At 32.1% G+C, this 26,134-nt stretch carries 28 protein-coding genes and 5 tRNA genes; 18 read left to right on the top strand and 15 right to left on the bottom strand.

Features of this window, described 5'->3' with window-relative positions:
* Positions 1-79 precede the first annotated feature (79 nt).
* Both OQH62_RS01940 and bcp read right to left on the bottom strand, forming a co-directional pair.
* Positions 80-1,159, bottom strand: a complete 1,080-nt coding sequence (locus OQH62_RS01940; protein WP_266013101.1) for an epoxyqueuosine reductase QueH — start codon at positions 1,157-1,159, stop codon at positions 80-82.
* Positions 1,159-1,617, bottom strand: a complete 459-nt coding sequence (bcp, locus tag OQH62_RS01935; protein WP_266013099.1) for a thioredoxin-dependent thiol peroxidase — start codon at positions 1,615-1,617, stop codon at positions 1,159-1,161. Before bcp ends, OQH62_RS01940 begins: the two co-directional genes overlap by 1 nt.
* 305 nt (positions 1,618-1,922) lie before the next feature.
* Between bcp and OQH62_RS01930 the strand changes: the two genes are divergently transcribed.
* Positions 1,923-2,375, top strand: a complete 453-nt coding sequence (locus OQH62_RS01930) for a Sua5 YciO YrdC YwlC family protein (RefSeq protein ID WP_266013097.1) — start codon at positions 1,923-1,925, stop codon at positions 2,373-2,375.
* A gap of 134 nt (positions 2,376-2,509) precedes the next feature.
* Here OQH62_RS01930 and OQH62_RS01925 read toward each other — a convergent pair whose 3' ends face one another.
* The 9 genes from OQH62_RS01925 to lpxB are packed head-to-tail and all read right to left on the bottom strand — an operon-like array spanning position 2,510 to position 11,382.
* Positions 2,510-3,520 (bottom strand): YeiH family protein, encoded by a 1,011-nt coding sequence (locus OQH62_RS01925; protein WP_266013095.1) that lies wholly within the window; start codon positions 3,518-3,520, stop codon positions 2,510-2,512.
* Between the two features lie 22 nt (positions 3,521-3,542).
* The gene (locus tag OQH62_RS01920; RefSeq protein WP_266013093.1) at positions 3,543-4,529 is read right to left on the bottom strand and encodes a transaldolase; all 987 of its coding nucleotides are present in this window, start codon (positions 4,527-4,529) and stop codon (positions 3,543-3,545) included.
* Entirely contained in the window at positions 4,526-5,152 is a 627-nt protein-coding gene (serB, locus tag OQH62_RS01915; RefSeq protein WP_266013091.1) for a phosphoserine phosphatase SerB, read from the bottom strand. Before serB ends, OQH62_RS01920 begins: the two co-directional genes overlap by 4 nt.
* Entirely contained in the window at positions 5,152-5,673 is a 522-nt protein-coding gene (locus OQH62_RS01910) for a chemotaxis protein CheW (protein WP_266013088.1), read from the bottom strand. Before OQH62_RS01910 ends, serB begins: the two co-directional genes overlap by 1 nt.
* A gap of 4 nt (positions 5,674-5,677) precedes the next feature.
* Complete coding sequence (locus tag OQH62_RS01905) at positions 5,678-7,972, bottom strand: hybrid sensor histidine kinase/response regulator (RefSeq protein WP_266013086.1); 2,295 nt, start codon at positions 7,970-7,972, stop codon at positions 5,678-5,680.
* Between the two features lie 3 nt (positions 7,973-7,975).
* On the bottom strand, positions 7,976-8,935 hold the full coding sequence (locus OQH62_RS01900) for a chemotaxis protein (protein WP_266013084.1): 960 nt from the start codon (positions 8,933-8,935) through the stop codon (positions 7,976-7,978).
* Positions 8,928-9,680: a UDP-2,3-diacylglucosamine diphosphatase gene (locus OQH62_RS01895; RefSeq protein ID WP_323053589.1), complete on the bottom strand. Its 753-nt coding sequence runs from the start codon at positions 9,678-9,680 to the stop codon at positions 8,928-8,930. The genes OQH62_RS01900 and OQH62_RS01895 overlap by 8 nt, the downstream gene beginning before the upstream one ends.
* 8 nt (positions 9,681-9,688) lie before the next feature.
* Entirely contained in the window at positions 9,689-10,174 is a 486-nt protein-coding gene (gene greA / locus OQH62_RS01890; protein ID WP_266013082.1) for a transcription elongation factor GreA, read from the bottom strand.
* Positions 10,175-10,185: 11 nt separating this feature from the next.
* Entirely contained in the window at positions 10,186-11,382 is a 1,197-nt protein-coding gene (gene lpxB, locus OQH62_RS01885; protein WP_266013080.1) for a lipid-A-disaccharide synthase, read from the bottom strand.
* A gap of 171 nt (positions 11,383-11,553) precedes the next feature.
* Between lpxB and OQH62_RS01880 the strand changes: the two genes are divergently transcribed.
* Together OQH62_RS01880 and OQH62_RS01875 are read left to right on the top strand one after the other, a co-directional pair.
* Entirely contained in the window at positions 11,554-12,177 is a 624-nt protein-coding gene (locus OQH62_RS01880) for an SDR family oxidoreductase (RefSeq protein ID WP_266013078.1), read from the top strand.
* Positions 12,178-12,337: 160 nt separating this feature from the next.
* Positions 12,338-13,555 carry a sodium/glutamate symporter gene (locus tag OQH62_RS01875; RefSeq protein ID WP_266013076.1) on the top strand — a complete coding sequence of 406 codons (1,218 nt, stop codon included), beginning with the start codon at positions 12,338-12,340 and terminating at the stop codon, positions 13,553-13,555.
* A 98-nt stretch (positions 13,556-13,653) separates the two neighbouring features.
* On the opposite strand, the gene OQH62_RS01870 is transcribed toward OQH62_RS01875, so the two are convergent.
* Positions 13,654-14,406: a substrate-binding domain-containing protein gene (locus OQH62_RS01870; protein ID WP_266013074.1), complete on the bottom strand. Its 753-nt coding sequence runs from the start codon at positions 14,404-14,406 to the stop codon at positions 13,654-13,656.
* Between the two features lie 148 nt (positions 14,407-14,554).
* Between OQH62_RS01870 and surE the strand changes: the two genes are divergently transcribed.
* The 4 genes from surE to OQH62_RS01850 all read left to right on the top strand — a co-directional run bounded on the left by surE (position 14,555) and on the right by OQH62_RS01850 (position 17,385).
* Positions 14,555-15,346 carry a 5'/3'-nucleotidase SurE gene (surE, locus tag OQH62_RS01865; protein ID WP_266013072.1) on the top strand — a complete coding sequence of 264 codons (792 nt, stop codon included), beginning with the start codon at positions 14,555-14,557 and terminating at the stop codon, positions 15,344-15,346.
* A complete protein-coding gene (locus tag OQH62_RS01860; RefSeq protein WP_266013069.1) occupies positions 15,310-15,987 on the top strand; it encodes a ThiF family adenylyltransferase in 678 nt (225 codons plus the stop codon). Before surE ends, OQH62_RS01860 begins: the two co-directional genes overlap by 37 nt.
* 82 nt (positions 15,988-16,069) lie before the next feature.
* Positions 16,070-16,309, top strand: coding sequence for a hypothetical protein (locus OQH62_RS01855; protein WP_266013066.1), 240 nt, complete (start codon positions 16,070-16,072; stop codon positions 16,307-16,309).
* Positions 16,309-17,385 (top strand): hypothetical protein, encoded by a 1,077-nt coding sequence (locus tag OQH62_RS01850; RefSeq protein ID WP_266013064.1) that lies wholly within the window; start codon positions 16,309-16,311, stop codon positions 17,383-17,385. The genes OQH62_RS01855 and OQH62_RS01850 overlap by 1 nt, the downstream gene beginning before the upstream one ends.
* A gap of 119 nt (positions 17,386-17,504) precedes the next feature.
* Here OQH62_RS01850 and OQH62_RS01845 read toward each other — a convergent pair whose 3' ends face one another.
* From OQH62_RS01845 to OQH62_RS01835, 3 genes are read right to left on the bottom strand one after another with little or no spacing between them, the layout of a single operon-like run.
* Positions 17,505-18,281, bottom strand: a complete 777-nt coding sequence (locus OQH62_RS01845) for a UDP-N-acetylmuramate dehydrogenase (protein WP_266013062.1) — start codon at positions 18,279-18,281, stop codon at positions 17,505-17,507.
* The gene (fliQ, locus tag OQH62_RS01840; protein ID WP_266013060.1) at positions 18,278-18,547 is read right to left on the bottom strand and encodes a flagellar biosynthesis protein FliQ; all 270 of its coding nucleotides are present in this window, start codon (positions 18,545-18,547) and stop codon (positions 18,278-18,280) included. Before fliQ ends, OQH62_RS01845 begins: the two co-directional genes overlap by 4 nt.
* A gap of 9 nt (positions 18,548-18,556) precedes the next feature.
* On the bottom strand, positions 18,557-19,417 hold the full coding sequence (locus tag OQH62_RS01835; protein ID WP_266013058.1) for a menaquinone biosynthesis family protein: 861 nt from the start codon (positions 19,415-19,417) through the stop codon (positions 18,557-18,559).
* 219 nt (positions 19,418-19,636) lie between these two features.
* On the opposite strand from OQH62_RS01835, the gene recA reads away from it, so the two are divergent.
* The 11 genes from recA to OQH62_RS01780 all read left to right on the top strand — a co-directional run bounded on the left by recA (position 19,637) and on the right by OQH62_RS01780 (position 26,101).
* Complete coding sequence (recA, locus tag OQH62_RS01830) at positions 19,637-20,665, top strand: recombinase RecA (RefSeq protein WP_266013056.1); 1,029 nt, start codon at positions 19,637-19,639, stop codon at positions 20,663-20,665.
* Positions 20,662-21,906 (top strand): phosphopyruvate hydratase, encoded by a 1,245-nt coding sequence (gene eno / locus OQH62_RS01825; protein WP_266013054.1) that lies wholly within the window; start codon positions 20,662-20,664, stop codon positions 21,904-21,906. Before recA ends, eno begins: the two co-directional genes overlap by 4 nt.
* A gap of 116 nt (positions 21,907-22,022) precedes the next feature.
* Entirely contained in the window at positions 22,023-22,169 is a 147-nt protein-coding gene (locus OQH62_RS08740; protein WP_266013328.1) for a hypothetical protein, read from the top strand.
* A complete protein-coding gene (locus OQH62_RS01815) occupies positions 22,166-22,816 on the top strand; it encodes an AMIN domain-containing protein (RefSeq protein WP_266013052.1) in 651 nt (216 codons plus the stop codon). The genes OQH62_RS08740 and OQH62_RS01815 overlap by 4 nt, the downstream gene beginning before the upstream one ends.
* A 110-nt stretch (positions 22,817-22,926) precedes the next feature.
* A tRNA-Pro gene (locus OQH62_RS01810) sits at positions 22,927-23,004 on the top strand.
* Positions 23,005-23,015: 11 nt separating this feature from the next.
* Positions 23,016-23,092: transfer RNA gene (locus OQH62_RS01805), tRNA-His, on the top strand.
* A 3-nt stretch (positions 23,093-23,095) separates the two neighbouring features.
* Positions 23,096-23,172, top strand: a tRNA-Arg gene (locus OQH62_RS01800).
* 12 nt (positions 23,173-23,184) lie between these two features.
* Positions 23,185-23,261, top strand: a tRNA-Arg gene (locus tag OQH62_RS01795).
* A gap of 4 nt (positions 23,262-23,265) precedes the next feature.
* Positions 23,266-23,350 (top strand) — tRNA-Leu (locus tag OQH62_RS01790).
* 66 nt (positions 23,351-23,416) lie between these two features.
* Positions 23,417-23,872, top strand: a complete 456-nt coding sequence (locus OQH62_RS01785; protein ID WP_266013049.1) for a DUF411 domain-containing protein — start codon at positions 23,417-23,419, stop codon at positions 23,870-23,872.
* 174 nt (positions 23,873-24,046) lie between these two features.
* Complete coding sequence (locus tag OQH62_RS01780) at positions 24,047-26,101, top strand: FTR1 family iron permease (RefSeq protein ID WP_266013047.1); 2,055 nt, start codon at positions 24,047-24,049, stop codon at positions 26,099-26,101.
* Positions 26,102-26,134 lie beyond the last annotated feature (33 nt).

Raw genomic sequence — 26,134 nt, 5'->3', positions numbered from 1 at the left:
TTATTTTAAGAATTGAGAATTTTATTATATAAAAAATCATTTAAATTTCCATTAATAAAACAAATTTTTGCAGAAATTTTTAAGTTTTTCGTACTACAATCTTTTCTTTTACATCAAAATAAATTTCACTTTTTGCTTTTATCTCATACTTACCGCCATTAATGCGTTCTAGTATAATAATAGGAGAGAGATTATACGGACCAAAAAGTTTTTGCCTTAGTTTGATTTCTTGTTTGATTTTCAAAGGTCGTGTAAAAATTTCTTCAAAATCTTGAAATTTGTGTTTGCAAAGAGCGTTAAAATACTCAAAATCCAAAAAACATATCTCATCTTTTGTGCTTTTATACAAACCTTTGATGTCTCCATTTAAAGTGAATTTTGTATAAGAGTTTTTAAAATGAGAGTAAAATAAAATAGCACTTTTTACAGCCTTTTTATCTCTTTGCACTAAGCCGCTTAAAAGTCGGTAGTTGAGGAATTTTTCTCTTACGATTTCAAAAGTATTTTTCTTTTTTTCCAAGTCGCACACTTTTTTATAGAGAGCTATCCTTTCTTCTATGCTAGCAGGAAGAATCTGAGCATTAATAGGTGAGAGCAACTCATCAATAAGATTTTTATTTTCTTTTTGTTTTTTAAGTCCATAAAGGCATCCACAATAGTCCTGATGGTACAGCATTTCCTTTTTTGCTAAAGCAAATTGTTTTTGTGTCCCGCCATTTTTACGAAAATCAGGAGCAATAAATTCAATGCCAAACGGATCACATTCTTTTTGTAAGGCTTTTTGGAGTTGTTTTAAGTCTTTTTTTGGACTTGTTAGAAGAGTTGTTGTGAGTTTTGTTTCTTTCATCTTTTTTGCGAATTTCACAGAATCTTGCATACGGACGTCAAAACAAATTTCACACCTTGCTCCTTTTTCAGGTTCATTTTCAAATCCTTTTACAGCATTAAGCCATTTTTCATATTCGTATTTACCTTTGTAAAGTTTTATACCAAGTTTTTCGCAGCTACGTTTAACATCTAAAAATCGTAACTCATATTCACTGTAAGGATGAATATTAGGGTCGTAAAAATAAGCTATAATTTTTTCTTTTGGATATGCAAGTCTTAATTCTTGTATAAAATAGTGAGAATCAACGCTACAACAAATATGAACAAGCACTATAAATTCCCAAGTACTTTTATAGCGTGTTCTTTTACTCGCACATTGCTATAAATTTGGACTATTGTGCCTTTTTCATCGAGTATAAAAGTTGAACGAATAATTCCTTCATATTCTTTTCCATAATTTTTCTTTAACCCCCAGACTCCATAAGCTTTAGCTACTTCTTTATTTGTATCGCTTAAGAGTATATGAGACAGATTAAATTTTTTTGCAAAGTTTTTATGACTTATAGTACTGTCAGGGCTAATACCTATAATCACAGTATTTTTTTCTAAAAAGTTTTTATATAAACCGCTAAAATCACAAGCTTCTGTGGTGCAACCTGGAGTGTCATCTTTAGGATAAAAATAGATAATAACTTTTTTTCCGATAAAATTTTTTAACGATACTGCTATACCGTCTTGATCTAAAAGCTCAAATTCTGGTGCTTTGTCGCCTTTTTGTAGTATCTTCATTGTAAAGCCTTTAATAGTAATGTTTTCTTTTGTTAAAATCTCTCTCATTAAGATTTTCTGTTTTTAAACAAATGATTGTTTTTATTGTATTGAATTTTATTATACACAAAGTTTAATTTCAATAGAGAAATAAACTGAAAGCTTTTTTGAAAAATAAAAATTGTTGTATTATATCGTGTATCTATATTTATTAAATTTGAGACAATTGCAAACAGCTCTAAATGATTATAAAACATAATGTTTTTTGTAATTCTTTTGCTTTCTGAAAGTATATGCTATTATAAAGTTTAAAAAAAGGAAAAAGAATGGATGTTAAAAATTCTTATATTTATCTAGCACAAACAGATACAACAGCAGGATTTTTAAGTAAAAACAAGGAGCTTTTAAACCGTATTAAAAACAGAGCTTTAAATAAACCTTGTATAATCACTATAGCACGGTTGTGTGAGCTTCAAAATTTTACTCACATACCAAATAAATACAAAAATTTAGTCAGAAAAGCTAAAAAAACAAGTTTTATTTATCCAAATGGTAAAACCTTAAGAGTTGTTCACGAAGGCAAACACAGACAATTTTTACTTGAAAATGGGTGGTTTTACTCAAGTTCTGCAAATGCACACGGAAAAAAATTTGATGAAGCTTGGGCAAAGAAAATAATAGATAAAAATAAAGGCATTATCCTTGATGAAGAATTTTTTGAAGGGCGGTCTTCTGTTATCTACAAACTCTCAAGATTAAGACGTAGAAAAATTCGTTAAAATCTTTGAAACTGATTAGTAGCAAAGGTAAATAAATAGGGTTCTGTAATTAAAAATGAAGAAGAAATTTCAAATATTCTTTCAAGATTAAATAATGTAAATTCAAAATATCGAACTTGCAGTTGAAGTCAAATCTAAATCAAATTCAAATTCGTAGCAGTAAAGACAAGAAAAAAAACTCCAAATGAAAGTACAATAAAGAGAAATAATGCAAGTAAAAAAGCTTCTTTTCCGAATTGAGCGAAAGCTTTAATGTGAATTGTTAAACCTAAAGCAACCATTGCCGCAGTTAAAGAAAGTATGCAAAGCAATTTCAATAATTCTATGAGTTCATTTGGCAAATGAAATAGTGAATTGAGAATAATCATTGCTAAAAACCATAAAGCAAACCAAGGTATATGTAGTTTTGTTTGAGATTCTTTGTCAGTTTTGCTTAAAAAAAGTGGTACAAGTAAAAGTACAGGTACAAGTAAAAGTACTCGTACCATTTTTATAATGAGTGCGAAATTTGCACAATCTTGGCTAATTGCATTGGCTGCTGCAACGACATTTGCTACTTCGTGTAAACTAAGTCCTAAATAAATGCCTTCTTGTATAGGTGTTAAAGGGATAAAATTGAGAAGATAGAGCAATGGGTATAGCAGCATAGCAATGAAACCAAAAACAACTACACTGCTAACAGCTATAACGCTTTTTTCTTGTTTTGCTTTGATAGCACTTTCTAGGGCTAATACTGCTGCCGCACCACAAATGGCACTACCTCCACTAATTAAAATAGCAAGTTTTTTATCCATTTTAAGCCATTGTGTTCCGAAATAAATTCCTATGCACAGCACTATGAAAACTACAAGGACGCTTAAAATTATTCCTATAAATCCAACTTTTTGTATATCAAGAAGCGAAATGTTACAGCCGTATAAAATAATGCCAAATCGAAGGAGTTTTTTACTACTAAAAACAACACCTTTTTCAAATTTTTTTTGATTTTTATGATAGAATGAAGATAAAATGGCTCCAAATACAATTCCTATAATAAGTGCAGATATATGGAATTGTTTCGATAAAGAAAGAGTGCTTAAATAGAAACTAACTAAAGTAATGACACCGACAAAAATCAGACCTTTTAAATGAGAGGCGCTTAACATAAAAATCCTTCAAAAACAGAATTTAATGTTTTGAGTAGTTATAAACTTCTTTTAAAAGTTCATCAAACGCAAAACAAAATTGCTCCAAACCTTCATTTAAAAGTATATTATAAGCTTTTTCCCTTTCATTTTGATTAATAATTTTATTAAGCTGGGTGTAAATTTCAAAATTCATTAAAGGCTTTTTCAGTTCATAATCAGATTTAAAGGCAAAGAGAGCATCAAGTGGTGCTGTATTAATGGCATTTTCAAAAAGAAGTTCTTTGATATAATATTCTTTTGGCAAATCATCACCTTTAACTCCAGTACTTGCAAATAAAGCGCGTATATTTGGTTCATCGTTGCTTATTATATTATTGTAAGCTAAGTTTGCATTAAGCACACCTATACGATTTTTTTCAAGAGCTTTTTCATTTAAAAGTCTGTCAAAACGGCTCACAAATATACTAATAACAGCTTTTGGTGTTCTAAAGTTGCAAACTTGATTCATCTTGCGAAAATATTTTAAACCGGCATTTAAAGCTTCAAGGCATTTTTGACTTTGTTCTAAAGAAAAAACCAAAGTCGCATTGACATTTATACCAATTTTCATTAATTCAAACATCACTTCATAAGAAGCCTTTGTTGCTGGAATTTTTATCATAACATTATCTCTGCCCACACTCGTAAAAAGTCTTTTAGCCTCGCCAAGACTCAAGCTGGTATTTTCAGAAAAACGTGGGTCAATTTCTATACTAATAAAACCATCATTATTACAAAAGAAATTCGGTGCAAGTTTATCAGCTGCTTTTTGTATATCAGCAAGAGCTAAATTTTCATAAATTTCTTTCGCTTTCTTTCCTTTTAATTTTCTAATTTTTTGTTTATAAAAAGGTGAATTGACAATAACATTTTTAAAAATAGTTGGATTTGAAGTAGCACCGTTGATGCCTTGAGTGAGCAGTTGTGCGAAATCATTTTCTAAGAAACCGCTTTCAATGAAATCACACCAAAGAGAAAATTTTTTCATTTTATAAATTCTATTAATTCTTTCAAATCTTTTTTTTCTACACAGTAGCTTGCATTAGCTTTGAGAATTTCTTTTGCACAAAAAGCGATTTTAAGCCCACTTTCCTTAAACATTGATATATCATTTGCTCCATCTCCTACGCACATTACTTCTTCTGTTTTTATTTTCAAAAAATTCTTTAATCTTTGAAGCATTAAACCCTTAGAAGATAAAAACATCATTTCTCCGCCAACAAGGCCGCTTACAGCGTTGTTTTTATTGTGTAAATAATTTGCAAAACCTAGCTTAATCCCAAGTTTTTCCATAGCAGGATCTATCCCTTCGTGAAATCCTCCACTGAAGATAACAATAAGAATATTTTTAGAATGTAAAAATTCCACAAGTTCATAAGCTCCATTCATCAAAGGAAGTTCTTTGCCTATTTGAAGTACTTGTGTGTAAGACATTCCTTTCAATAAACTTACTCTTTCACAAAGACTTTCAAAAAAATCAAGCTCACCATTCATTGCCCTTGTTGTAATAGAGGCTGATTTTTCTCCTACTCCATAAGCAGCAGCTAAAAAATCTATGGTTTCACCATTCATTAGAGTAGAATCAAAATCAAAAATGCAAAGTTTTATCATCAAAATTCACGTTTGAGTAAAGCTTCAACTTTCAATATAGTAAGAATATTATCATCACGTTTTCCTATGCCGTAGATCATTCCTTTATCTTTGATTAAAGTTTCAGGTGGTGGATCAATTCTGTTTCTATGAATTTTAATAGCTTCTGTTAATCTGTCTATAACAAAACCTGCGTTGCAACCTACACCACTTCCTTTAGTTTCTCCACGAAGGACGATGTAACGGGTCTGGGCAGTCATTTTAGAACTGCCTAAATGAAAACGTTGGGCTAAATCAATTAAAGGCATAACATTGCCTCGCATATTAAAAACACCTAAAACATAATCAGGAACACTAGGAACTCTTGTATATTCTATAGGTTTTATAATCTCTTGTATATTAAGAATAGGAATAGCATATTCCTCATCACCGACAACAAAACCTACTAATTGAATAACATCGTCTTCTTTATGTTCTGTATCAGGACCGGCTATTTGAGCTTGTTGCTTTTGTAAAATTTGGTCTAATTTTTCATTACTCATATTCTTATCCTAGTTTCAAATTTTTTCGAACCACATTTTCCAAATATTCTGGAGAATAAGGCTTAGTAATATATTCTGTCATACCTACTTCAACACCTCTTAAGCGATCTGTTTTACTTGTTCTTGAAGTAACGGCAATAAGAGGAAGATTGCGATATTTGGAATACTTTCTAATCTCACCTGCTAAGGTATATCCGTCCATTCTTGGCATTTCAATATCAATCAACATAGCATCAATATCGTGTTCGCCTGATTTAATAATATTAAGTGCTTCAACTCCATTTGTAGCTTCAACTAAACTTACGCCTAAAGGTTCTAAAGCTTTTTGCATTAAAGTTCTATCCATTTTGGAATCATCGACAATTAATACTTTATAATCTTCAGGTTTTTCTTTAGGTTTTTTTGCTCCTGATTCAAGTTGAGTTTTTATATCAACCTTGATTTCTTTAGCCATATCCATCATCGCACCTACATCAATGATAAGAGTAACACTACCATCACCACGAATTGTAGCACCGGCTATACCTTGAATATTTTGTAAGTAATCACCCATAGATTTTATAACAATTTCTTCTTGCCCAACTAAAGTATCAACGATAATACCAAGCTTGCTTTCAGCAACACCTATGACTACAACATAAGTCTGTTCACCGCTTTCTAGCACTTGTTTTACTCCAAAGACATCAGAAAGTCTTACAAGTGAAAGCACTTCATCTCTCAAACGTAAAACATTTTTTCCTTCAATGGTATAAATATCATCAATTGGTACTCTCACAGTTTCAAGAACACTTGCAAGCGGGATAGCATAATATTCTTCTTGAGTTCCAACAAGCAAGGACTGAATAATTGCTAAAGTGAGAGGGATTTTAAGCTTAAATGAGCTTCCTTTACCAAGCTCACTATCAATTTCTATCACTCCATTGAGTTTTTCTATATTTGTTTTAACAACATCCATACCAACACCACGACCAGAAACATTCGTAACTTTAGCGGCAGTAGAAAAACCCGGTTTAAAGATTAAAGCAAAAGCTTCTTTATCAGTCATTTGATCAGCTTCTTTTTCTGTTATCAAATTCTTTTCGATAGCTTTCATTTTTAATCCATTTGCATCAAGTCCTTTTCCATCATCTGTAATTTCAACGACAATGTGATTGCCTTCATTGTATGCTTTAAGTTGAACTGTGCCTCTTTCAGGTTTGCCATTTGCTGCACGAGCAGCCGGTTCTTCAACACCGTGATCGCAAGAATTTCGAATCATATGCATAATAGGATCGCCTATTTCTTCAACGATAGATTTATCGAGTTCTGTTTCTTCACCAGTAATTTCAAGCTCAATTTGCTTACCAAGCTCACGACTCAAATCTCGTACAACTCTTGGGAATTTATTAAAAACCTTAGCAATAGGCTGCATTCTTGTTTTCATCACAGCAAGTTGTACATCTGTTGTAATAATGCTTAATTGAGATACAACTTGATTTAGTTCTTCAAGGAATTTTTCTCCTTCATATCTTTCTTCAACATCATCATAGATTTTTAACAAACGGTTTTTTCCTAGAACAAGCTCTCCTGTCAAATTCATCAAATGATCAAGTCTTTTCACTTCAACGCGTATAGTTTGATCCATACCACCACTACCGCCGCCTGAAGTTGGGACTTTTTTCTCACCACCTTCTGTCGGTTTATTTAAAGGAGCTTTTGATTGCATTGGAGTAGGATTTTGTTTTTTCTGAGCACGTCTTGCTTGATCTTCAGCTTTTCTTACTTTAAGCAACCGTTCAATTTCAGCTTCTACTTCAGAATCGCTTAAATTATTAACATCGACTTCTGGTTCATTATTTTTCTCTATCGGAGGAGGAACTTCTTCTTTTTTTGATTCATTTGGTTTTGGAGCAGACCCTGTTGGTAACTCTCCTTCTGAAATTCCTGTAAGTCTAGCACATATAGGCTCTATATCCATACCAATAGCTGTATCATTTCCATTATCACGTATGCAATTAAGCAAAGTTTTCATTTTATCGATAGATTCTAAAACTACATCCATAATATCAGGAGTTATTTTTAACTCTCCGTGTCTTGCTTTATTAAGTACATCTTCCATATGATGAGTAAGTTTTGTAAGAATATCAAAATTTAAAAAGCTTGAAGAACCTTTTACAGTGTGTGCAACACGAAAAATTCTGTTTAATAATTCTAAATCCTCAGGGCTATTTTCAAGCTCTACTAAATCGTGGTCGATTTGCTCAACTAGCTCAAAAGCTTCAACCAAAAAGTCTTCAAGTATTTCTTGCATATCTTCCATATTTTACCCCTGTTCTTGTGTTTGGTGTTTTTTTAAGATTTTAGTTATCTCACTAAAGAAATCAGTCGCATTGAATTTCACTAGATATCCTTCTCCACCAGTTTCTTCAATGGCTTTCTCACCTACATATTCATTTGATAGTGAAGAATTAAAAACTATAGGAATACCCTTGAATCTTTCATCTTCTTTAATATGTTCAGCAAAATGAAAACCATCCATTTTAGGCATTTCAACATCACTAATAATAATTTTCAATTGTTGAGATAAATTTGGTCCATAAAGTTTGCTAAGTTCTTCAAGTTTAGCCAAACCTTCAATGCCATCAAGAGCTTCAATAACCTGTAAACCTAATTTTTGCACCATATCTTTAACCCGTTTTCTTGCTGTGGAGCTATCATCTAAAATAAGAGCTGTTCCACTAAATTTTTGAAGTTTATCAAAGTCAATATCAGTTTTACTTGAATAAATTCCTAAATCTTCAACCACACTTTCAAGATCGACTATAAGCAAAACTTCATCATTTTCTATACGAGTTACTCCTGTAATTTTACCTTTATCAAGCACTCCTGCACCCCCGGAAGAAAAATTCGCAGGTTCTATATCTTTCCAACTAATTCTACGAATTCTTTTTGCCTCATGGACAATAAAACCTATAAGAATATTACTAAATTCAGTAATAATAACTCTTGGCTTTAACATAGTACTTTCTGGCTCAGTGATTTGCATCCATTTAGCAAGATTGACAACAGGTATCACGACTCCACGAAGATCAAAAATTCCTTCGATATAATCAGGTACACCCGGTAATTCTGTGAGATTTGGAATTTTAATAATTTCTTTTACTTTAGCAACATTAACTCCATAAATCCCTTCATAAATTTTGTCCTGTCCTTGCTTAAAGATACGGAAATCGACAAGCTCCATTTCATTTGAACCCGTTTTCACGATATTTTCATCAAACATTTTGTCCCCTCAACTTCAGTTCTTCAAATTTGATTTCTTGTTCATATTGTACTCTAAAAAAACTTCCCTCATATGCAAAACTACCCAAGTTAAAATATTTTATTTTTTCTTCATTGATTATATAATTTTGATGATAATGTCCTTCTACAACCCAAGCGGTATTTGTTTTGTATTTTTTGTATCTTTGACGTGCAAAATTTCCAAAATTTTTTATGCGATAAAAAAGATTTTTTTTTCTTTGTCTTGCGAGAATTTGTCGAGAAAAAAAACCACAAAAAATTGTATTTAAAAAATTGAAAAAATACAGCAAAATGTGATTTCTTAAGGTCTGTAAAAAAAATTGAGTGAGGGGATTTAAAAAAATATCTCCGTGAGCAAGAATAAAATCATAATTTTTGCCTGTACTTGTATGTAAAAGTGCATAGAAAGGTTGCAAAGAAAAAGGGAAGACTTTTACTTTATTAAAGAGAGTTGCGAGATTAAAATCGTGATTGCCTTCGAAATAAAAAATTTCTATGTCCTTTGCTAATTCTTCTAATAACAGAATATAAGGTTTTGCAAAATCGTGAGTAGTATGAATTTCTCCCACAAGCAAATCAAAAATATCACCCATTAAAATAAGTTGGGGAGTGTGGATTTGCCCTTTTTTTAAAGCTTGCAAAAATTCCCAAAACCACTGCCTGTGTTCATTTTCGTGAGCGTCTGCAATAAAAATCGCCCCTTCTTTAAGAATGCAACTTTGCATACAAAACTCTAAAATTGTAAAGGCTCATAAGAAACAGAGATAATTTCGAATTCACTTTCTCCTTTTGGAAGCTGTACTTTAAATTCATCGCCTTCTCTTTTTCCAAGCATAGCTCTAGCTAAAGGCGAAGATATGGAGATATAACCTTTCTCTAAATTCCCTTCACAAGTTCCTACAAGAGTGTATTTGCTTTCTTTTTCTGTATCCAAATCCATAATAACCACACTCGAACCAAATTTAACACTATCGTGTTTATAACTTGCAGGGTCTATGACTTGAGCTCGTGCCAAAATTTCACTTAGTTCTGCTATGCGACTTTCAATAAGAGCTTGTTTCTCTCTAGCAGCGTGATATTCAGCATTCTCTTTTAAATCCCCGTGGCTTCGTGCTGTGTCGATTTCTTGTACAACCGCAGGTCTTTGAATATCCTTTAAATTTTTTAATTCCTTTACTAATTTATCGTAACCAAATTGACTCATTGCTTCTTTTTGCATCTTTATTCCTTTTAAAGTTTGTGAAGTATTGTAGCTAATTTTCTCGCACTGCCAAATTGTAAATAGGTTTTTAAAAAATCGACCTTGGCAAAAAATCCCTTATAATCATATTTATCATAAGCATTTTGCAATTTTTTTATATTGACTTGTTGTTGCAAAAATTCAGGATGAAGAGGTTCTTTCCCTACAAAATCGCAAATGATATTTGCAAGCCCTATATGCTTTAGTTTTACAAAAAGTCTTGCAATCAAAATATCTATGGTCCTTGCTTTATAACAAAGCACAAAAGGAGTACCTACTAAAGCGGCTTCTAAAGTGGCTGTACCGCTGCAAATAAAAGCAAAATCTGCTTCCTTAAGTACTTTTGGAGTATCGCTTTTAAGTATAAAGCCATCTAAATCACCGTAAATTTCAAGTTTGCTTAAATGAAAAGGAGGCACACAAAGAATCTTCTTTCCTTTAAAATTTGCACTTAAAACTCTAAAAATAGGCATCAAACTTTGAATTTCAGCCTTTCTTGAACCGGGTAAAAAAGCAATAATTTTTTCATTTTCTTTCTTTGAAAGCAGAAGTTTTTCGTCTTCTTTTGCTTTAAATTCTTTAATTTCATCTAAGAGAGGATGTCCTACATAAATGCTTTTGCTAAAAAAATGTTTTTCAAAAGGCAAAATAGAAGCTAAAACATCAAAATGGCTTTCTATTATAGGAATTCGCCCTTTCTTCCAAGCCCAAACTTGAGGTACAATATAATAAATCCTTTTGATTTTTGAACCAGCTTTTTTTAAAGCTTTCGCAAAGGGAATATTAAAAGCAGGCGAATCGATACAAAGAACAGCATTGATCTTGTGGGAAAGATTGATGTTTTGATCTTGTGATTGAGATAAATTTTCATCTATACTTTGTTTTAAATCACTACTATTAAAAGTTTCTGTTGTCTTTAGCTTTTCAGTTTGTAAAATAAAAGCCGTGAGTTCTGCTATGGCGCGTTTAGCTTTAAAAATGAGAGGTAAAACTTCTACAAAACCCATAGCCGAAAATTCGTGTGAGCTGTAAAAAGGTTTTGTTTGTAAGTTAAATTCCTTGCACAGGGCTTCATCATATATACCTAAAAGACTAAAATTACCATATTCTTTTTGATAAACTTTTAAAACTTCTTTTAAATGTAAATTGGCTGATGGCTCTAGGGCACAAACAAAAAAAGTACGCATTAAAAATCCTCAATTTTCATATCTACAATGAAAAACACTCTCTACAATCCATATTCTAATCATAACTTACTCCATTTGTACTAAACTGAAATTATAAAAATTGAATATTGTTTTATTGTATAAATTTTTCTTATAATAGTATTGTACCAATTTTAATAATGAGGAGAAATAATGAAAATAGCAGTTTTAGCAGCTAATGGAAAAAGCGGAAGAAGTGTTACAAATGAAGCCTTAGAACAAGGTTTAGAAACTACTGCTTTTATAAGAAACAAAGCAGAATTTGATTCAAGGGTACGAGTTATTGTAAAAGATATTTTTGCACTTGAGAGAGAGGATTTACGAGATTTTGATGTTATCGTTGATTGTTTTGGAGAATGGCAAGATTTGAGTTTACATCTTAAGCATATTCAACACCTCTGCGATATTTTACAAGATAACAAAGCACTTTTTATGGTTGTAGGTGGAGCAGGGAGTTTGTATATGAATAAAGAACATACATTACAATTAATGCATACTCCTAATTTTCCGAAAGAATATTTAGGTGTAGCCAAAGCCGCAGCCGAAGTGTTAGATTTTTTGCGAACAAATGATGTTATAAACTGGCTTTACATTTCTCCCGCAGCAATTTTTTATGAAGGAAAAAGAACGCTTGATTATAAACTTATAGGCGAGGAATTTCAAACTAATGCGCAAGGGGAGAGTAAAATTTCATACCAAAACTATGCAAATGCTGTAATTAGAGTTGCAAAAGAAGGTAAATATAAACGTCAAAGAATAAGTCTTATAGAGTGTTAATGAAAACTTGATGTGAAGAAAATTGTATTGTAATTTTCTGAATTTTTTATCTCAAAATTTCTTAAAGTAACACTTCAAAAAATAAAGAATGAAGTTTAATACATTTTTTGCTTCTTTTTTATATACTTAAACATTGATATTACACTATAAGAGAGAAAAAATGATTGTTTCAACGGGAATGTTTTCTACCTTAATGATAGCTGTTGGGGCTATTTTTGTGGGAGAGTATTTACGCCTTAAATTTAATGTTTTAAAACGGTATTGCCTTCCTTCAGCTGTTGTTGGTGGCATACTTTTTGCGGGTCTTACAACTATACTACATATAAGCGAAATGGTGGTGTTTGAATTTGACTATACTACACTGAATCAGTTTTTTTATAATGTTTTTTTTGCAGCATCAGGTTTAAGTGCTTCCTTACTTTTTCTTAAAAAATCAAGCAAACTTATTTTCATTTTTACTCTTTTGGCGGCACTTTTAGCCATCTTTCAAAATATCTTGGCTTTAGAAGTGGGCTTTTTTATGGGCATTAATCCTCTTATAGCTTTAATGGCTGGGTCAATTCCTCTTACAGGAGGGCACGGAAATGCTGCTTCTTTTGCACCTATTGCTGTTTCAATGGGTGCTGATGCAGCCTTAGAAGTGGCTATTGCTTCGGCTACTTTTGGACTTGTTGCTGGATGTATTATGGCAGGACCTATAGGCAGGAGATTGATACTCAAACACAGATTAAACAATTGTGAATATATACAAACCGAAGAGCAAACAAATATGAGTAAAAAAATTCAGCATTTTGTAAGTCAAAAAAGAGCTCATAATGCTGTTTTTATATTGCTTTTAGCTTGTGGAATTGGAGAGCTTTTGTATTATGCTTTTCGCCTTGCTTTTCCTTCGCTCAATTTACCTCTTCACGTAATGAGTATGTTCGGCGGTATCCTTATGCGTCTATTTTTAGACTATAAAAAGTCTCAAAGTGAAGACAAAGAAGCTCTCTATGAAAGCATATCCATAGTAGGATCTGTATGTTTAGCTCTTTTTGTATCACTGTCTATCATAACGATGAAACTTTGGGAATTGGTTTCATTAGCAGTGCCTCTTCTTACTATATTATGTTTGCAGCTTGTGCTGATTTATTTTTTTGTTGTGTATGTTACCTTTAGACTTTGTGGTAAAAATTATGACGCAGCTATTATTAGTGTGGGTCATTGTGGTTTTGGACTCGGGGCAGTCCCTGTATCTATGGCGACTATGAGTTCTGTTTGTTCTGAATTCCGCTATTCTCCTTTAGCTTTTTTTGTTGTGCCTTTAATAGGTGGTTTTATCAGTAATATCACAAACGCTCTTATTATTACTATTTTTTTAAATGTAGCTTCAACTTAAAAGGATTGAATGGTGCAGTAAAAACTTTAATATAATGAAAAATTCATTATATTAAGTTAAAAGTATCTGTTGTGTGTTAAGTTCAAACAAATGAAAATTTATTGTTTATATCCGTATTTTGCAAAGATACTTGCAGCTTCTTTTGTACCTAAAAAATCAATAAAATCATACACTTCTTTGTTTGAGCCCTCTCTTGCAACTACATTAAAAGTTCTATATATAACCAAATCTTTTTCTATTGCAACAGCAGTTCCAATATCAGGATTTGACTTTTCCCAATCACTCCAAGTAATCCAAACATCTGCTTTATTTTCAGCGAAAAGTTTTTTCGCACTTCCACTATTTGGGACAAAGGCTACTATATGATTTCTAAAATCTTGAATTGTTTTGATATTTTGAGTTCTTCCTATCATATCTTCCCACACACCTGTACCAGAAGTATTGCTTTTTCCTGCGCCTTCAGGTACAACAATACGTGCTTTTTTTGTAATCAGGTCTTTAAGATTTTTGATTTTGAGAGGATTTCCTTTTTGTGTTAGAATAATGGCTTCTCTAAAATAAAGCGGTTTTATATTGCTTGTGTTAAAATCCCCATTAAAACTACTTGCAATAGCAAGAGCAGATTGATCTGAAGTTCCAAACAAGATATTTGCATCTTTCTTTGCTTGTTCAAACCAAGTTGCTTGAGGACCAAAATTTACATTAACCTTCATTCCTGTTTTTTCTGAAAACACTGCAGCAGCAGCTTTTAGAGCAATATGAGGACCACCTGGTCCATACAAATTTATTTCAGCTTTTGCAAAATTAAAGCTCAAAATACAAACAGCCAACAAACTTAAAAATTTTTTCATTTTTTCCTTTCTTTTTAAAATTAGGCTTATCAATGATAGGAAAAAATAATAAACATAATATAAATATAATATAAATATACAACAAAATAAAAAGTTTTTACTTTAGATGTGCTAGAATAGAAATTTATTTTTAGCCTTAAGGGAAAGAATGAAGAAGATTTTAATTACTAATGATGATGGCTTTGAAAGTGAAGGAATAAGGCAACTTGCTAAAATGCTTCGAAAAGAATTTAAAGCCCAAATCACTGTAGTTGCTCCTGCAAATGAAAAGTCGGCTTGTTCGCATTCTATCACCCTTACAAAACCTCTCAAATTTATTAAAGTGGCAAAAAGATTTTATAAACTTGACGATGGCACACCAGCTGATTGTGTTTATCTTGCGTTGTCAAAATTCTACAAAAAAGCTTTACCTGACCTTGTCATAAGCGGAATTAACAAAGGCGCAAATGTTGGTGAGGATATTACTTATTCTGGTACTTGTGCAGGGGCTATGGAAGCGGTGCTGCACGGAATTCCAGCGATTGCTCTTTCGCAGTTTTATCAAAAAAATGAAAAAAAAATTGATTTCACTAAGGCTTTAAAAATCACAAAAAAACTTCTTCGTAAAATATTCACTCAAGGATTTCCTTTAAAGAAAAAAGAATTCTTAAATATTAATTTTCCTTCTGCGAAAAGGAAATTGAAAGGAATGAAAGTATGCAAAGCTGCTAAAAGAGTCTATAATTTCAAGGCTCATTCAAACATCAATCCTAGAGGTGTAGAATATTTTTGGCTTGCCGATTCAAGTTTGAAATTTGAGAACGAGAGCTACTGTGATCTTGCTCTTTTAAAAAAGGGTTACATAACTGTTACACCTATAATGCTTGATTTAACTGCATACAAAAGAATGAAAAAGGTAAAAAAATGGATCAAAAAGAAACTGACAGATACACAAGAGTAAAATGGCTTCTTGGAGAAGAGAATTTCAATCAATTTTGCACTACAAAAGTGCTTGTTTGTGGTCTAGGTGGTGTTGGTGGAATGTGTGTTGAAGCTCTTTATCGTACAGGTTTTACAAGGCTTAGTGTGCTTGATGGTGATAGCTTTGAAGTAAGTAACCAAAACCGCCAAATTCATAGTGAGTATTTAAATGAAAACAAGGCTGATGTTTTTGGGAGAATTTATAAAATTCAACATTTTGTCGCAAAGATAGATGAAAATTTTTTAGCTGATTTTACACTCAATGAATTTGATCTTATCATCGATGCTATCGATGATATACCTGCTAAAGTGGCTTTGGCTAAAAGAGTTGATTTTACAAAACAAATTTTCATTTCCTCAACAGGAGGGGCAAGAAAGCTTGATCCTACCCGCATTAAAAGTGCAAGTATTTTTAAAACTCACGGCGATGCTTTAGCAAAAAAATTCCGTTATGAGTTAAGAAAGGCAGGATTTAAAGGAGATTTTGATGTCATCTTTTCTGATGAAACCCCTCACTGTAAAAATCTTGGCTCTTTTATGGGTGTTACTGCCTCTTTTGGCTTAGCTCTAGCAAGTTTGGCTGTAAAAAAAGTACTTGAAAAAAATCAAAAAAAATTGTAAAAACATACTTCATTTTTTTTAAAATAATGCCGATTTGATAAATCGTTAAAGAGAAATTTAAGAATTTATCAAGGAGAGAATTATGAAAAAAATAGCATTTCTTGCTGTGTTTTTAAGCCTCACTTCATTTCAAAATGTACAAGCTAATGAGGACAGGAGATATACTTACCATACCAACCCTTACTCTGTTCACAGACCTTATAGACCGGGATATTTTGGTATGAACAATTACTATGATAATGAGGCTCGTTGTGCTAAATACTTTGGAAGAGGAACTCTGGCTTATCAATATTGTATGAGTTTGCCACATTCGATACGATAATGACAACCTTTGCTCTTTTTGCCTCTTGGAATCCTTATCATAAAATTGTTGATGACAGACGTTCACAAGAACATAACATATACAAGGCTGACATTAATTCAGTTATTGTTCAAAGAGATAAAGAAGAACTCCAAGCTTTAGATGAAAAAATTTCTAAGCTTGAGTCTTCTGTGAGTGAGGAACAAGCACAAATGGAAGAAGGATTATTAAAAGTGTATTTTGCAAATGCTGGAGGAGAGATAACAAGCATAGCTTTAAGCTCACAAAGTGTTTTTGCCCTAGAAAGAAATTTTGGCGAAGTGCATAAAAGAAAAGATGGAAGCTATCTTTTAAATGGCGAGAGTTCAGCCTTTGTAAGCGGTTGGTATAGGATAATCGCCCAGAGTGCAAATTACTTAAAAGCTGATAAAGACGCAAATGGGATTATAGATGATGAAGAGAATTTAAAGCTGAAAACAGTATTCTTTCCAGCTAGTTTCTGTTTGGATTATGCAAGTCCTGTTTTAGAGACTTTTGGATTAAAAACATACAGAGAATTTGGCAGTTTAAATGAAGAACAAAGGAAGCAATTTAAAGAAGTTTTTGTCAGCGATACTTTAAATTTAGCCCTTGATAAGGTTTTAAAACAAGACTTTGATTTTGATGGAGAGATATTCTATAAAGAAATGGATACGGGCTTTCGAGATTCTTATGTGAAGGCTTTAGTGATGCCTATTGTCGAAGAAAATCTTGAAAGTCTGCTTAGTCAAGAAGAACTCAATAAAAGAATAGAAGAACAAAAAGCAAAAATAGTTGCTGAAGTAAAGAAAAGAAGTGAGGAGAAGTTTAACATTGATGAAAATGATGAAAACAGAGAAGAACTTCGACTCAAACTTCTTCAACAAGGCTTTGAAAATTTAACTTTTAATGAAAAAATTCTTGCACAAAAATACTTTCCTCATATGTTTAAAGAGAAAGAATTGAATCAAGAAGATTCTAAGACTTTTACAAAGCTTGTTTTTGAGATAGAGCAAAACATTAGCAAGGCAAAAATTCAAAGCACGAACTCACAAAACTTACTTGACTTTGAAATTTAAATTTCAAATAAAAATACTTACAAAGACAAGCAAAAATAATCTCTTTAAAAAACGAAACAAAAGACCCAAAATTCTGTATTACTGAGCAAAATAAAAAATTTTGAGATAAAAAGCAAAATTTAAAGAATAATTACTTCTTCTTCTAAACCCACACCAAATTCTTCAAAAACTCTTTTTTTTGCAAGTTCTATGAGATACAAAGCATCCTCGAAAGTAGCATTTCTTTTATTGATCAAAAAATTGGCGTGCTGATGGCTAATCATAGCATCATTTTTACAAAAACCTTTTAGTCCAACTGCTTCTATTAATCGGGCTGCAAAATTATTTTTAGGATTTTTAAAAATAGAGCCAAAGCTTGCCCCTTTTGGCTGATTGTCCCTTAGTTGTTGTAATAGTGTATCTTTAGAGAAATCAAAACCGAATTCAAGTTTAAATTTCGCCCAAAAAAAAGGCATTTTTAAAGGGCAAGAACGGTATGAAAAAGCTATATCTTCTTTAAAAATTTCACCTTGGGAAGTACAGATTGAAAGCAAATGTTTGCTGATAGTTTCATCTTTTAATCCAGCATTCATCTTTAAAAGCCCTCCTAAGAGTCCGGGAATTTTAGTAAGAAATTCAAAACCGCTTAAATTTTGTTGTTTTGCAAAATGATACAGAGTCTTTGAACGTGTTGCACAACCAATTTTTACAATCATACAGTCTTGTAGGTGTTCAATAAGTTCAATAAAATCAAATTTCTGCCCTAAAATAGCTAAATTTTTAGGAGCGTCGCTAATGAGTAAATTGTTTGCCCCACCTATAATAAAACCATCAAATTCACAAAGAGAATCTAAAACTTCTACTTCAAATTCAGTGCCTATTTTTACAGAAGAATATTTTTTAAAATCAATTTTCATTTAATAAAAGTTGGAATTTGATTGAGAATATTTTCGGTAAAATCAATCATAGTTGTAGCCATCCAAGGCATTAAAAAAATAATTACAATAACGACTAAAATAATCTTTGGCACAAAAGATAAAGTCATTTCATTAATTTGTGTTGTGGCTTGAAAAATACTAATGATAAGCCCTGCAATTAATCCAGCTAGAAGCATAGGTAAAGAAAGCATAAGTGTAATTTTAAAAGTAGCAACACCGAGTGCAACTAAAGTACTTTGTTCCATATTTTTTCCTTAAGAATTCCTTGCTTTTTCATATTCGCTAGGGATAAGATAATCTTCTACTTTAATACACTTTTCATAAAAATTATGTTCATATCCCAAAGCAAATAAAGCATCTAAAGCCCTCAATTGATTCGTATTCATAGACACAGAATTTGCATTTGCATACAAATGCAAATAAACATCAAGTTTTTCCCTATCAACTCTAACAAGCTTACGTTCCTCAAGCATAGAAGCTAAAATGTAACGATTTTTATCAGCTACTCTTACAGCATTAGTAAGTTCTTTTTCTATAAGAATAGCATCGCTAAGTGGTAAAGAGCGACGCAAAGCCATACCACCTAAAGGCAAAGGGAGATCTTCTTTAATCAATTCACACCATATATCCCAAAATTCAGATTCAACACATAAAGTTGTATCAAATTCTAAAATACTCTCGTGTATCAAGACTCCCGCATCAACTTCTCCTTGCAAAACCGCTTTTTCAATCTCAAGGAAATTTGTATAAACAATTCTTGCTTGCGGATATTTTATTCGAAAAAGTAAAGCATTGGTAGTGTTTTCTCCACTCAAAGCAACTTTAAAATTTCTTTTCAAATGAGTGTGTTTTTTTTTGATAAGCTTAGGACCATACCCTTGTCCGAAACTTACTGCTGTACGCAAAAGAGCGTATTCATTTGCAATCAAAGGATATAAAGCAAAAGAAATGGCACTGACGTCATATTCATTTTGTAAAGCATAGTGGTTTAAAGTTTGAATATCAAGTGCTACATTCTCATATTTAAAAGTACTATCTATCCAACCAAATTGCATCGCCATATACATAAAAATATCGTCTGCATCAGGTGAATGTGCTACTGTGATTTTTTTCATTACAATCCTACAATTCAAATCAAGTCCTATTGTATAAAAATTCTCTTAAAGTTTTTCTAAAATTAAAGCCTGAAATTTTTTCTAATATTAGAATAAAACAATCATTATAAAAATGAAATTCTTAATCAAATTAATTTTTCTCTACGAAATTTAAAAAATAAACTCTTCTTTAATTTTATTTTGTTAGAATTTGTTTCTACATTTCTTAAGGAAAAATTGATGGATGAAAGCAAAAAAAAATCTCTAGAAGCAGCCCTTAAAAGTCTTGATAAAACTTTTGGAAAAGGAACAATTTTACGCTTAGGTGATAAAGAAATCGAACACATTGAAAGTATAAGTACAGGTTCTGTTGGACTTGATTTAGCGCTTGGTATTGGCGGAGTGCCAAAAGGAAGGATTGTTGAAATTTATGGACCCGAAAGTTCTGGCAAGACCACTCTTACTTTACATCTCATTGCAGAGTGTCAGAAAACCGGTGGTGTTTGTGCTTTTGTCGATGCTGAACATGCTTTAGATGTAAAATATGCAAAAAATTTAGGCGTGGATACGGATAATCTTTACATATCTCAACCTGATTTTGGAGAGCAAGCTTTAGAAATAGTGGAAACGATAGCAAGAAGCGGGGCTATTGATTTGATTGTAGTTGATAGTGTTGCAGCTCTTACTCCAAAAGCTGAAATAGAAGGCGATATGGGAGACCAACATGTAGGACTTCAAGCAAGATTAATGAGTCAAGCATTGAGAAAACTTACAGGTATAGTACATAAAATGAATACCACAGTTGTTTTTATTAACCAAATTCGTATGAAAATAGGTACTATGGGTTATGGCACACCGGAAACTACTACAGGAGGAAATGCTTTAAAATTTTATTCTTCTGTACGTTTAGATGTTCGTAAAGTTGCAACTTTAAAACAAAGTGAAGAACCTATTGGGAACCGCGTGAAAGTCAAGGTGGTTAAAAATAAAGTTGCTCCACCTTTTAAACAAGCTGAATTTGACGTGATGTTTGGTGAAGGGATAAGTCGTGAAGGTGAGCTTATAGATTATGGAGTAAAACTTGATATTATAGATAAAAGTGGAGCTTGGTTTTCTTATAAAGACAGAAAACTTGGTCAAGGCAGAGAAAATTCTAAAATTTTTCTGAGAGAAAATGCTGAAATTGCTGAAGAGATTACTAAGGCTATTCAAAATTCTATAGGAGTGGAGGGTATAATAGCTGTCAATGAAGATGGAGAAGAGGAATGAAAATTATCGAAGATATAAAGGCTTTTGAAGTTTTAGATAGCAGAGGTAATCCAACTGTAAAAACAGAAATCACTCTCAATGATGGTAGCAAAGGGACTGCTATTGTACCAAGTGGCGCAAGTACTGGTTCAAAAGAAGCTTTAGAACTAAGAGATAAAGAAGCACGGTTTTTTGGGAAAGGTGTGCTGAAAGCTATCACAAAAGTGAATGAAGATATAGCAGATGCAATTTTAGGGCTTGACGCTTTTAATCAAAGTCAGCTTGATGAAATTTTACAAGAACTTGATGGCACAAAAAATTACTCACACTTGGGAGCAAATGCAACTCTCTCTGTTTCAATGGCAGTTGCTAGAGCAGCAGCCAATTCTCTTAATATACCTTTATACCGATATTTGGGTGGGGCGAATGCAAGTGTTTTACCTATACCTATGTGCAATATCATAAATGGCGGAGTTCATGCTGATAATACTATTGATTTTCAAGAATTTATGATTATGCCTTTTGGCTTTACAAGCTTTAAAGAAGCTTTGCGTTCGGTATGTGAAATTTATGCCCTTCTTAAACAGGAGTTAAAAGCACAAGGATATTCTACTGCTTTAGGTGATGAGGGTGGTTTTGCTCCAAATATGGCAAACAACACAGAACCTATAGAATTTTTAATGACCTGCATTCAAAAAGCAGGTTATGAAAACAAAGTAAAAATTGCTTTAGATGTTGCAAGTAGTGAATTTTTTAAAGACGGTGTTTATTCAATAGAAAACAACAATTTTACAAGTGATGAACTTATAGAAAAGTATGTAGAGCTCTGTAAAAAATATCCAATTTATAGCATAGAAGATGCCTTAGCAGAAGATGATTTTGAAGGATGGAAAAAACTTACTCAAAAACTTGGAAATACAATTCAACTTGTGGGAGATGATTTATTTGTAACAAATGAAGAGCTTCTCAAAGAAGGTATAACTCAAAAAATGGCAAATGCTATTCTTATCAAGCCAAATCAAATAGGCACATTAACACAAACTATGAGAACAGTGCGTCTAGCACAAAGAAATAATTACAAGTGTGTAATGTCTCATAGAAGTGGAGAAAGCGAGGATAGCTTTATTGCTGATTTTGCAGTAGCATTAAATACAGGGCAAATCAAAACAGGAGCTTTAGCAAGAGGGGAAAGAACAGCAAAATATAACCGTTTACTTGAAATAGAATTGGATAACGATGAATATTTAGGAGAAAAACTTTGAGCGATTTACTCAAAGAATATGATGAGAGTACGAAAAAAAGAGGATACTATGCTCATATTATAAAATTAAGCTTTTATAGTTTGCTTGTTATTATTGCGGCTATATATTTTGGTAATATGTTTTTTGGACAGTATTCTTTAGACACGCTGCTTTCTTTAGAATCTCTCAAAACACAATTAAATCAAAAAATTAATTTCCTTAAGCAGCAAAATTCAAATGCTCAAAAAGATTATTTTGAATTGCAAGGACTATTACCACAATGAAACGAATTTTTCTTGGATTTTTTATAATTTTAATGCTTTATGCGAATGAAAATCCATTTAAAATGGAAACAAAAAATCAAATTGTCTTGCCAGAAATTTTTGAGAGAAAAACAGTAAAATTTAATTCGGAAGCAAGAATTTTAAAAAGCATTAGTTTTCATTATATTAATCTAGACGGAAATGAAGCTGTACTTAACATAGATATTAATAAAAGCATAGATTGGCACGATTCTTATACTCTTTTGCGTACAAAAACCCCTGAAGCTTCTAAAATATTTGATGTTTCTGTAACTATACCAGAAAAAAATAGTTCCAATACAGAAAGTCTTACAAATATAGAAATTCCTACTCAAACGGGAAAAATTTATGATTTTATTAGCTACACTACTTACAAAAACAAAATTAAACTCAGTACAACCGATGAAATAATCTCTGATTTTTCTATAGGAAATCCTAGTAAGATTGTTATTGATTTTAAATCAAATCAAATCAATCTTACAAAAAATATTCGACTCTATAATTCCCTTTTTAAGCGAATCAATTTTGGTTCTCACAAAGGTTACTACCGATTAGTCATCTATCTTGATGGAAAGTATGATTATAGAATTCAAAAAGATTCCACAGGATATATGATAAATCTTTTTTAAATTGACTCGCAATTTTAAATTAAAATTTTTAGAATGCTACAATTAGCTAACTCTTAGTTTTATTGACTTATAAACTTTTTTGTATTACAATGTTAGCTTTTATATTTTATCGGGGTGTAGCGCAGTCTGGTTAGCGTACCTGGTTTGGGACCAGGGGGCCGAAGGTTCGAATCCTTTCACCCCGACCATTTCAACAATGGTGAGTGTAGCTCAGTCGGTTAGAGCATCAGATTGTGGTCCTGAGGGTCGTGGGTTCGATTCCCATCACTCACCCCATAAGCGCTCGTAGCTCAACTGGATAGAGCGACAGACTTCGGATCTGTAGGCTATGGGTTCAATTCCTATCGAGCGCACCACCAGAATTCTATGCGTTCATAGCTCAGCTGGATAGAGCAACGGCCTTCTAAGCCGTAGGTCAGAGGTTCGAATCCTCTTGAGCGTACCATTTCGCGGATGTGGTGAAATTGGCAGACACGCCAGACTTAGGATCTGGTGCAGCAATGCGTGAAGGTTCAAGTCCTTTCATCCGCACCACTTCACAGCTTTCTAAAAGAATACAAGTCTTTTAATAAAAGGTACGCTAAATAATGAAAGGAAATAATGAAAAAACAATTTCTCATTCTTGTTTTTATATCTATTGTATTTGCAGAAAATAAAACAATACAGCTTTATGAAAGTCCTTATTGTGGTTGTTGTGAGCTTTGGGGAAATTATATGCAAAACAATGGTTATAAAATTCAGATTCATAAAATTGCCGATCTTAAAGTTTTAAAAGATAAATTTGCTATTAAAAATGAATATCAAAGTTGCCATACTGCAGTCATTCAAGACTATATCATAGAAGGACATGTACCAGAAAATGCTATATCTTGGCTTTTGGAAAATAAGCCAAATGGAGTTTTTGGTATAGCAGCACCGGGGATGCCTCAAGGAAGTCTGGGTATGGAACAAGGCTATGAAGAGGAATATCCTGTTATTTTATTAAATAAAGATGGTTCTCATACAGTTTATGGCTATTTTAAAGGCAAAGAGCTTCTACGAAAATCATCTTATTAAGTCAATATTTAGTTTTTTAGACAGCGCAATGTAACATCAAAAACAAGTTTTTTGTTCTCTTATAAATTTATATTTATTTAAGTTTTTTAGTACTATACTTAGGCTAAGCATTATTTTGATAATAAATATTATTTTTTAATATATGAATAATTTTTTAAGGAAAAAACACAATCAATGAAAATTCTGAAAAATGCTTTTTTTTTCATTAGTATATTCCTTGTGAATTTAAGTTTTGCAAGAGTTGATGATTATATTGCTGAGGCAAATATTATAAAAGAATTATTACAACAAAGTATAGAGCTGTATAAAAAAGACGATAATCAAGCTGCTAAAAAAATGATTGAAGATGCGTATTTTCAGCATTTTGAAAATATGGAAGGAGCCATAGGACGTAATATAGGGCGTAAATCTCTTACGATGGAAAGAAAATTTTCTACTTTGCGTCGTATGTATAAAGAAAAAGCGGATTTGGATCAAATTAAGGCCTTAATTGAAACTCTTTCTTACGATTTAGATGAAGTTAGTCCTCTTTTACAAAACGGCTATCGCTTAAAAGCAGAGAAAAGTGATACAAACGATGATGAAGAAGCAATTCAAACTTCATCTATACAAGCGAATAAACAGCGCGAAAAAGACGCAGAGGCATTAATTGCCTCTATAATGGGTGAAAACCCTGATAGCGATTCGCAAACAGACACAAATAGAGTAAATAAACAAGATGATGATTTGCAAAATGCAGCGGCAATGGATATGAAATTGCAATACATTTTAGATTCTATTTCAACAAAATTTAGTCAAAGTGCTACTGCTTTCAAAGAGAAACATTATGAACAAAGTAAGAATTTTTTACAAGAAGCTTTATTTAATGATTATCGTAATACTAAAGTAGAAATTCTTGTTAATAAATTTACTCAAGTTGGCAATGATCAAAAAATCCAACAAAGTATCAGAGCACTTATTCGCAAGATCAACGAAAATTCTATTAATGAGAAAGATTTAAGAACAAATTTAGATGCTATCGAAGAACAGCTTTTTGATATTTTTTTACAAATTCCAAAAGAACAGCTTAATCTTCTTGCTATCGATGGTTTTGCAGACACAAGCATAGGAAAGGACTATAATAAAGTAGCTGATGATATTAAAGACGCTTTGAATGAAATTTTAAGGAATTATGAAGGTTTCAATCTCTCTACTATTGATGATTTGCAAAATATATATTTAGACATATTTGAAGCAAGTGGTATGGAGAATAAAATTGGTGCTGTTGATAGTACTTTAAAACTTAAAATCGAAAGCACTTTCTCACAAGGACTTGCTCTTATAAAGGCAAGTGCGGATAAGCAAACTTTGGAAAAATCATTTAATGAACTTGACAGTCTCATTAGGCTTGGTGCAAGCAAAATTACAGATTCAACCCCGTATTCCCTTTTTATTTGGGCTCTATCAATTCTTCTGAGAGAAGGATTGGAGGCTTTGATTATAGTTGTTGCTATAGTTTCATATCTGCTTCAAAGTGGAAACAAAAAACACCTTAGTATAGCTTATTCAGCACTTTGGACAGGAATAATCTTGAGTTTTATAACAGCTTTTTGTGTTTCTTGGCTTTTTAAAGAAAATGCTGGACAAAGTAGAGAACTTATAGAAGGTTTCACTATGCTTGTTGCAGTTGTTTTGCTCTTTTATGTGGGTTTTTGGTTGCTTTCAAATGCGCAAAATAAAAAATGGGCAAGTTTTATTAAAGAAAATGCCATCGCAGCTCTTTCTAAGAATTCGGCAAAAACACTTTGGTTTACCGTGTTTTTAGCTGTATATAGAGAAGGGGCTGAAACTATACTTTTTTATCAAGCATTATTTTTTGATGCAAAAACAAATACAGATTATGGAGCAATTTTTGCCGGGTTAGGACTAGGGATTATAGGTTTAATTGTTTTATATTATCTTTTGAAAGCAGGGGCTATTCGTATTCCTATAAAACAATTTTTTTATATTACTTCATACATTATTTTTTATATGATTTTTGTTTTTACAGGCAAAGCTATTGCAGAGTTAATAGAAGGAAAACTTATCACTCCGACTCTTATAGGTGTAAATTTTGAACCAATTTTATGGCTTGGGATTTATCCTTACTATGAAACACTTATTCCCCAAGCCATAGTTTTAGTAATGCTTGTTATTGGTGTTTGTATAACAATAAAATTTACAAATATTGATAAGAAGTTTGAACAATAATCAGTTTTTGTAAAATTAATTTCAATAAAAAGG

Origin of the sequence: Campylobacter sp. MIT 21-1684 (assembly GCF_026241315.1) — a bacterium.
GTDB lineage: Bacteria > Campylobacterota > Campylobacteria > Campylobacterales > Campylobacteraceae > Campylobacter_D.
Note: the sequence above shows the minus strand (reverse complement) of the source record. Positions and strands in the feature narration are given on the sequence as shown.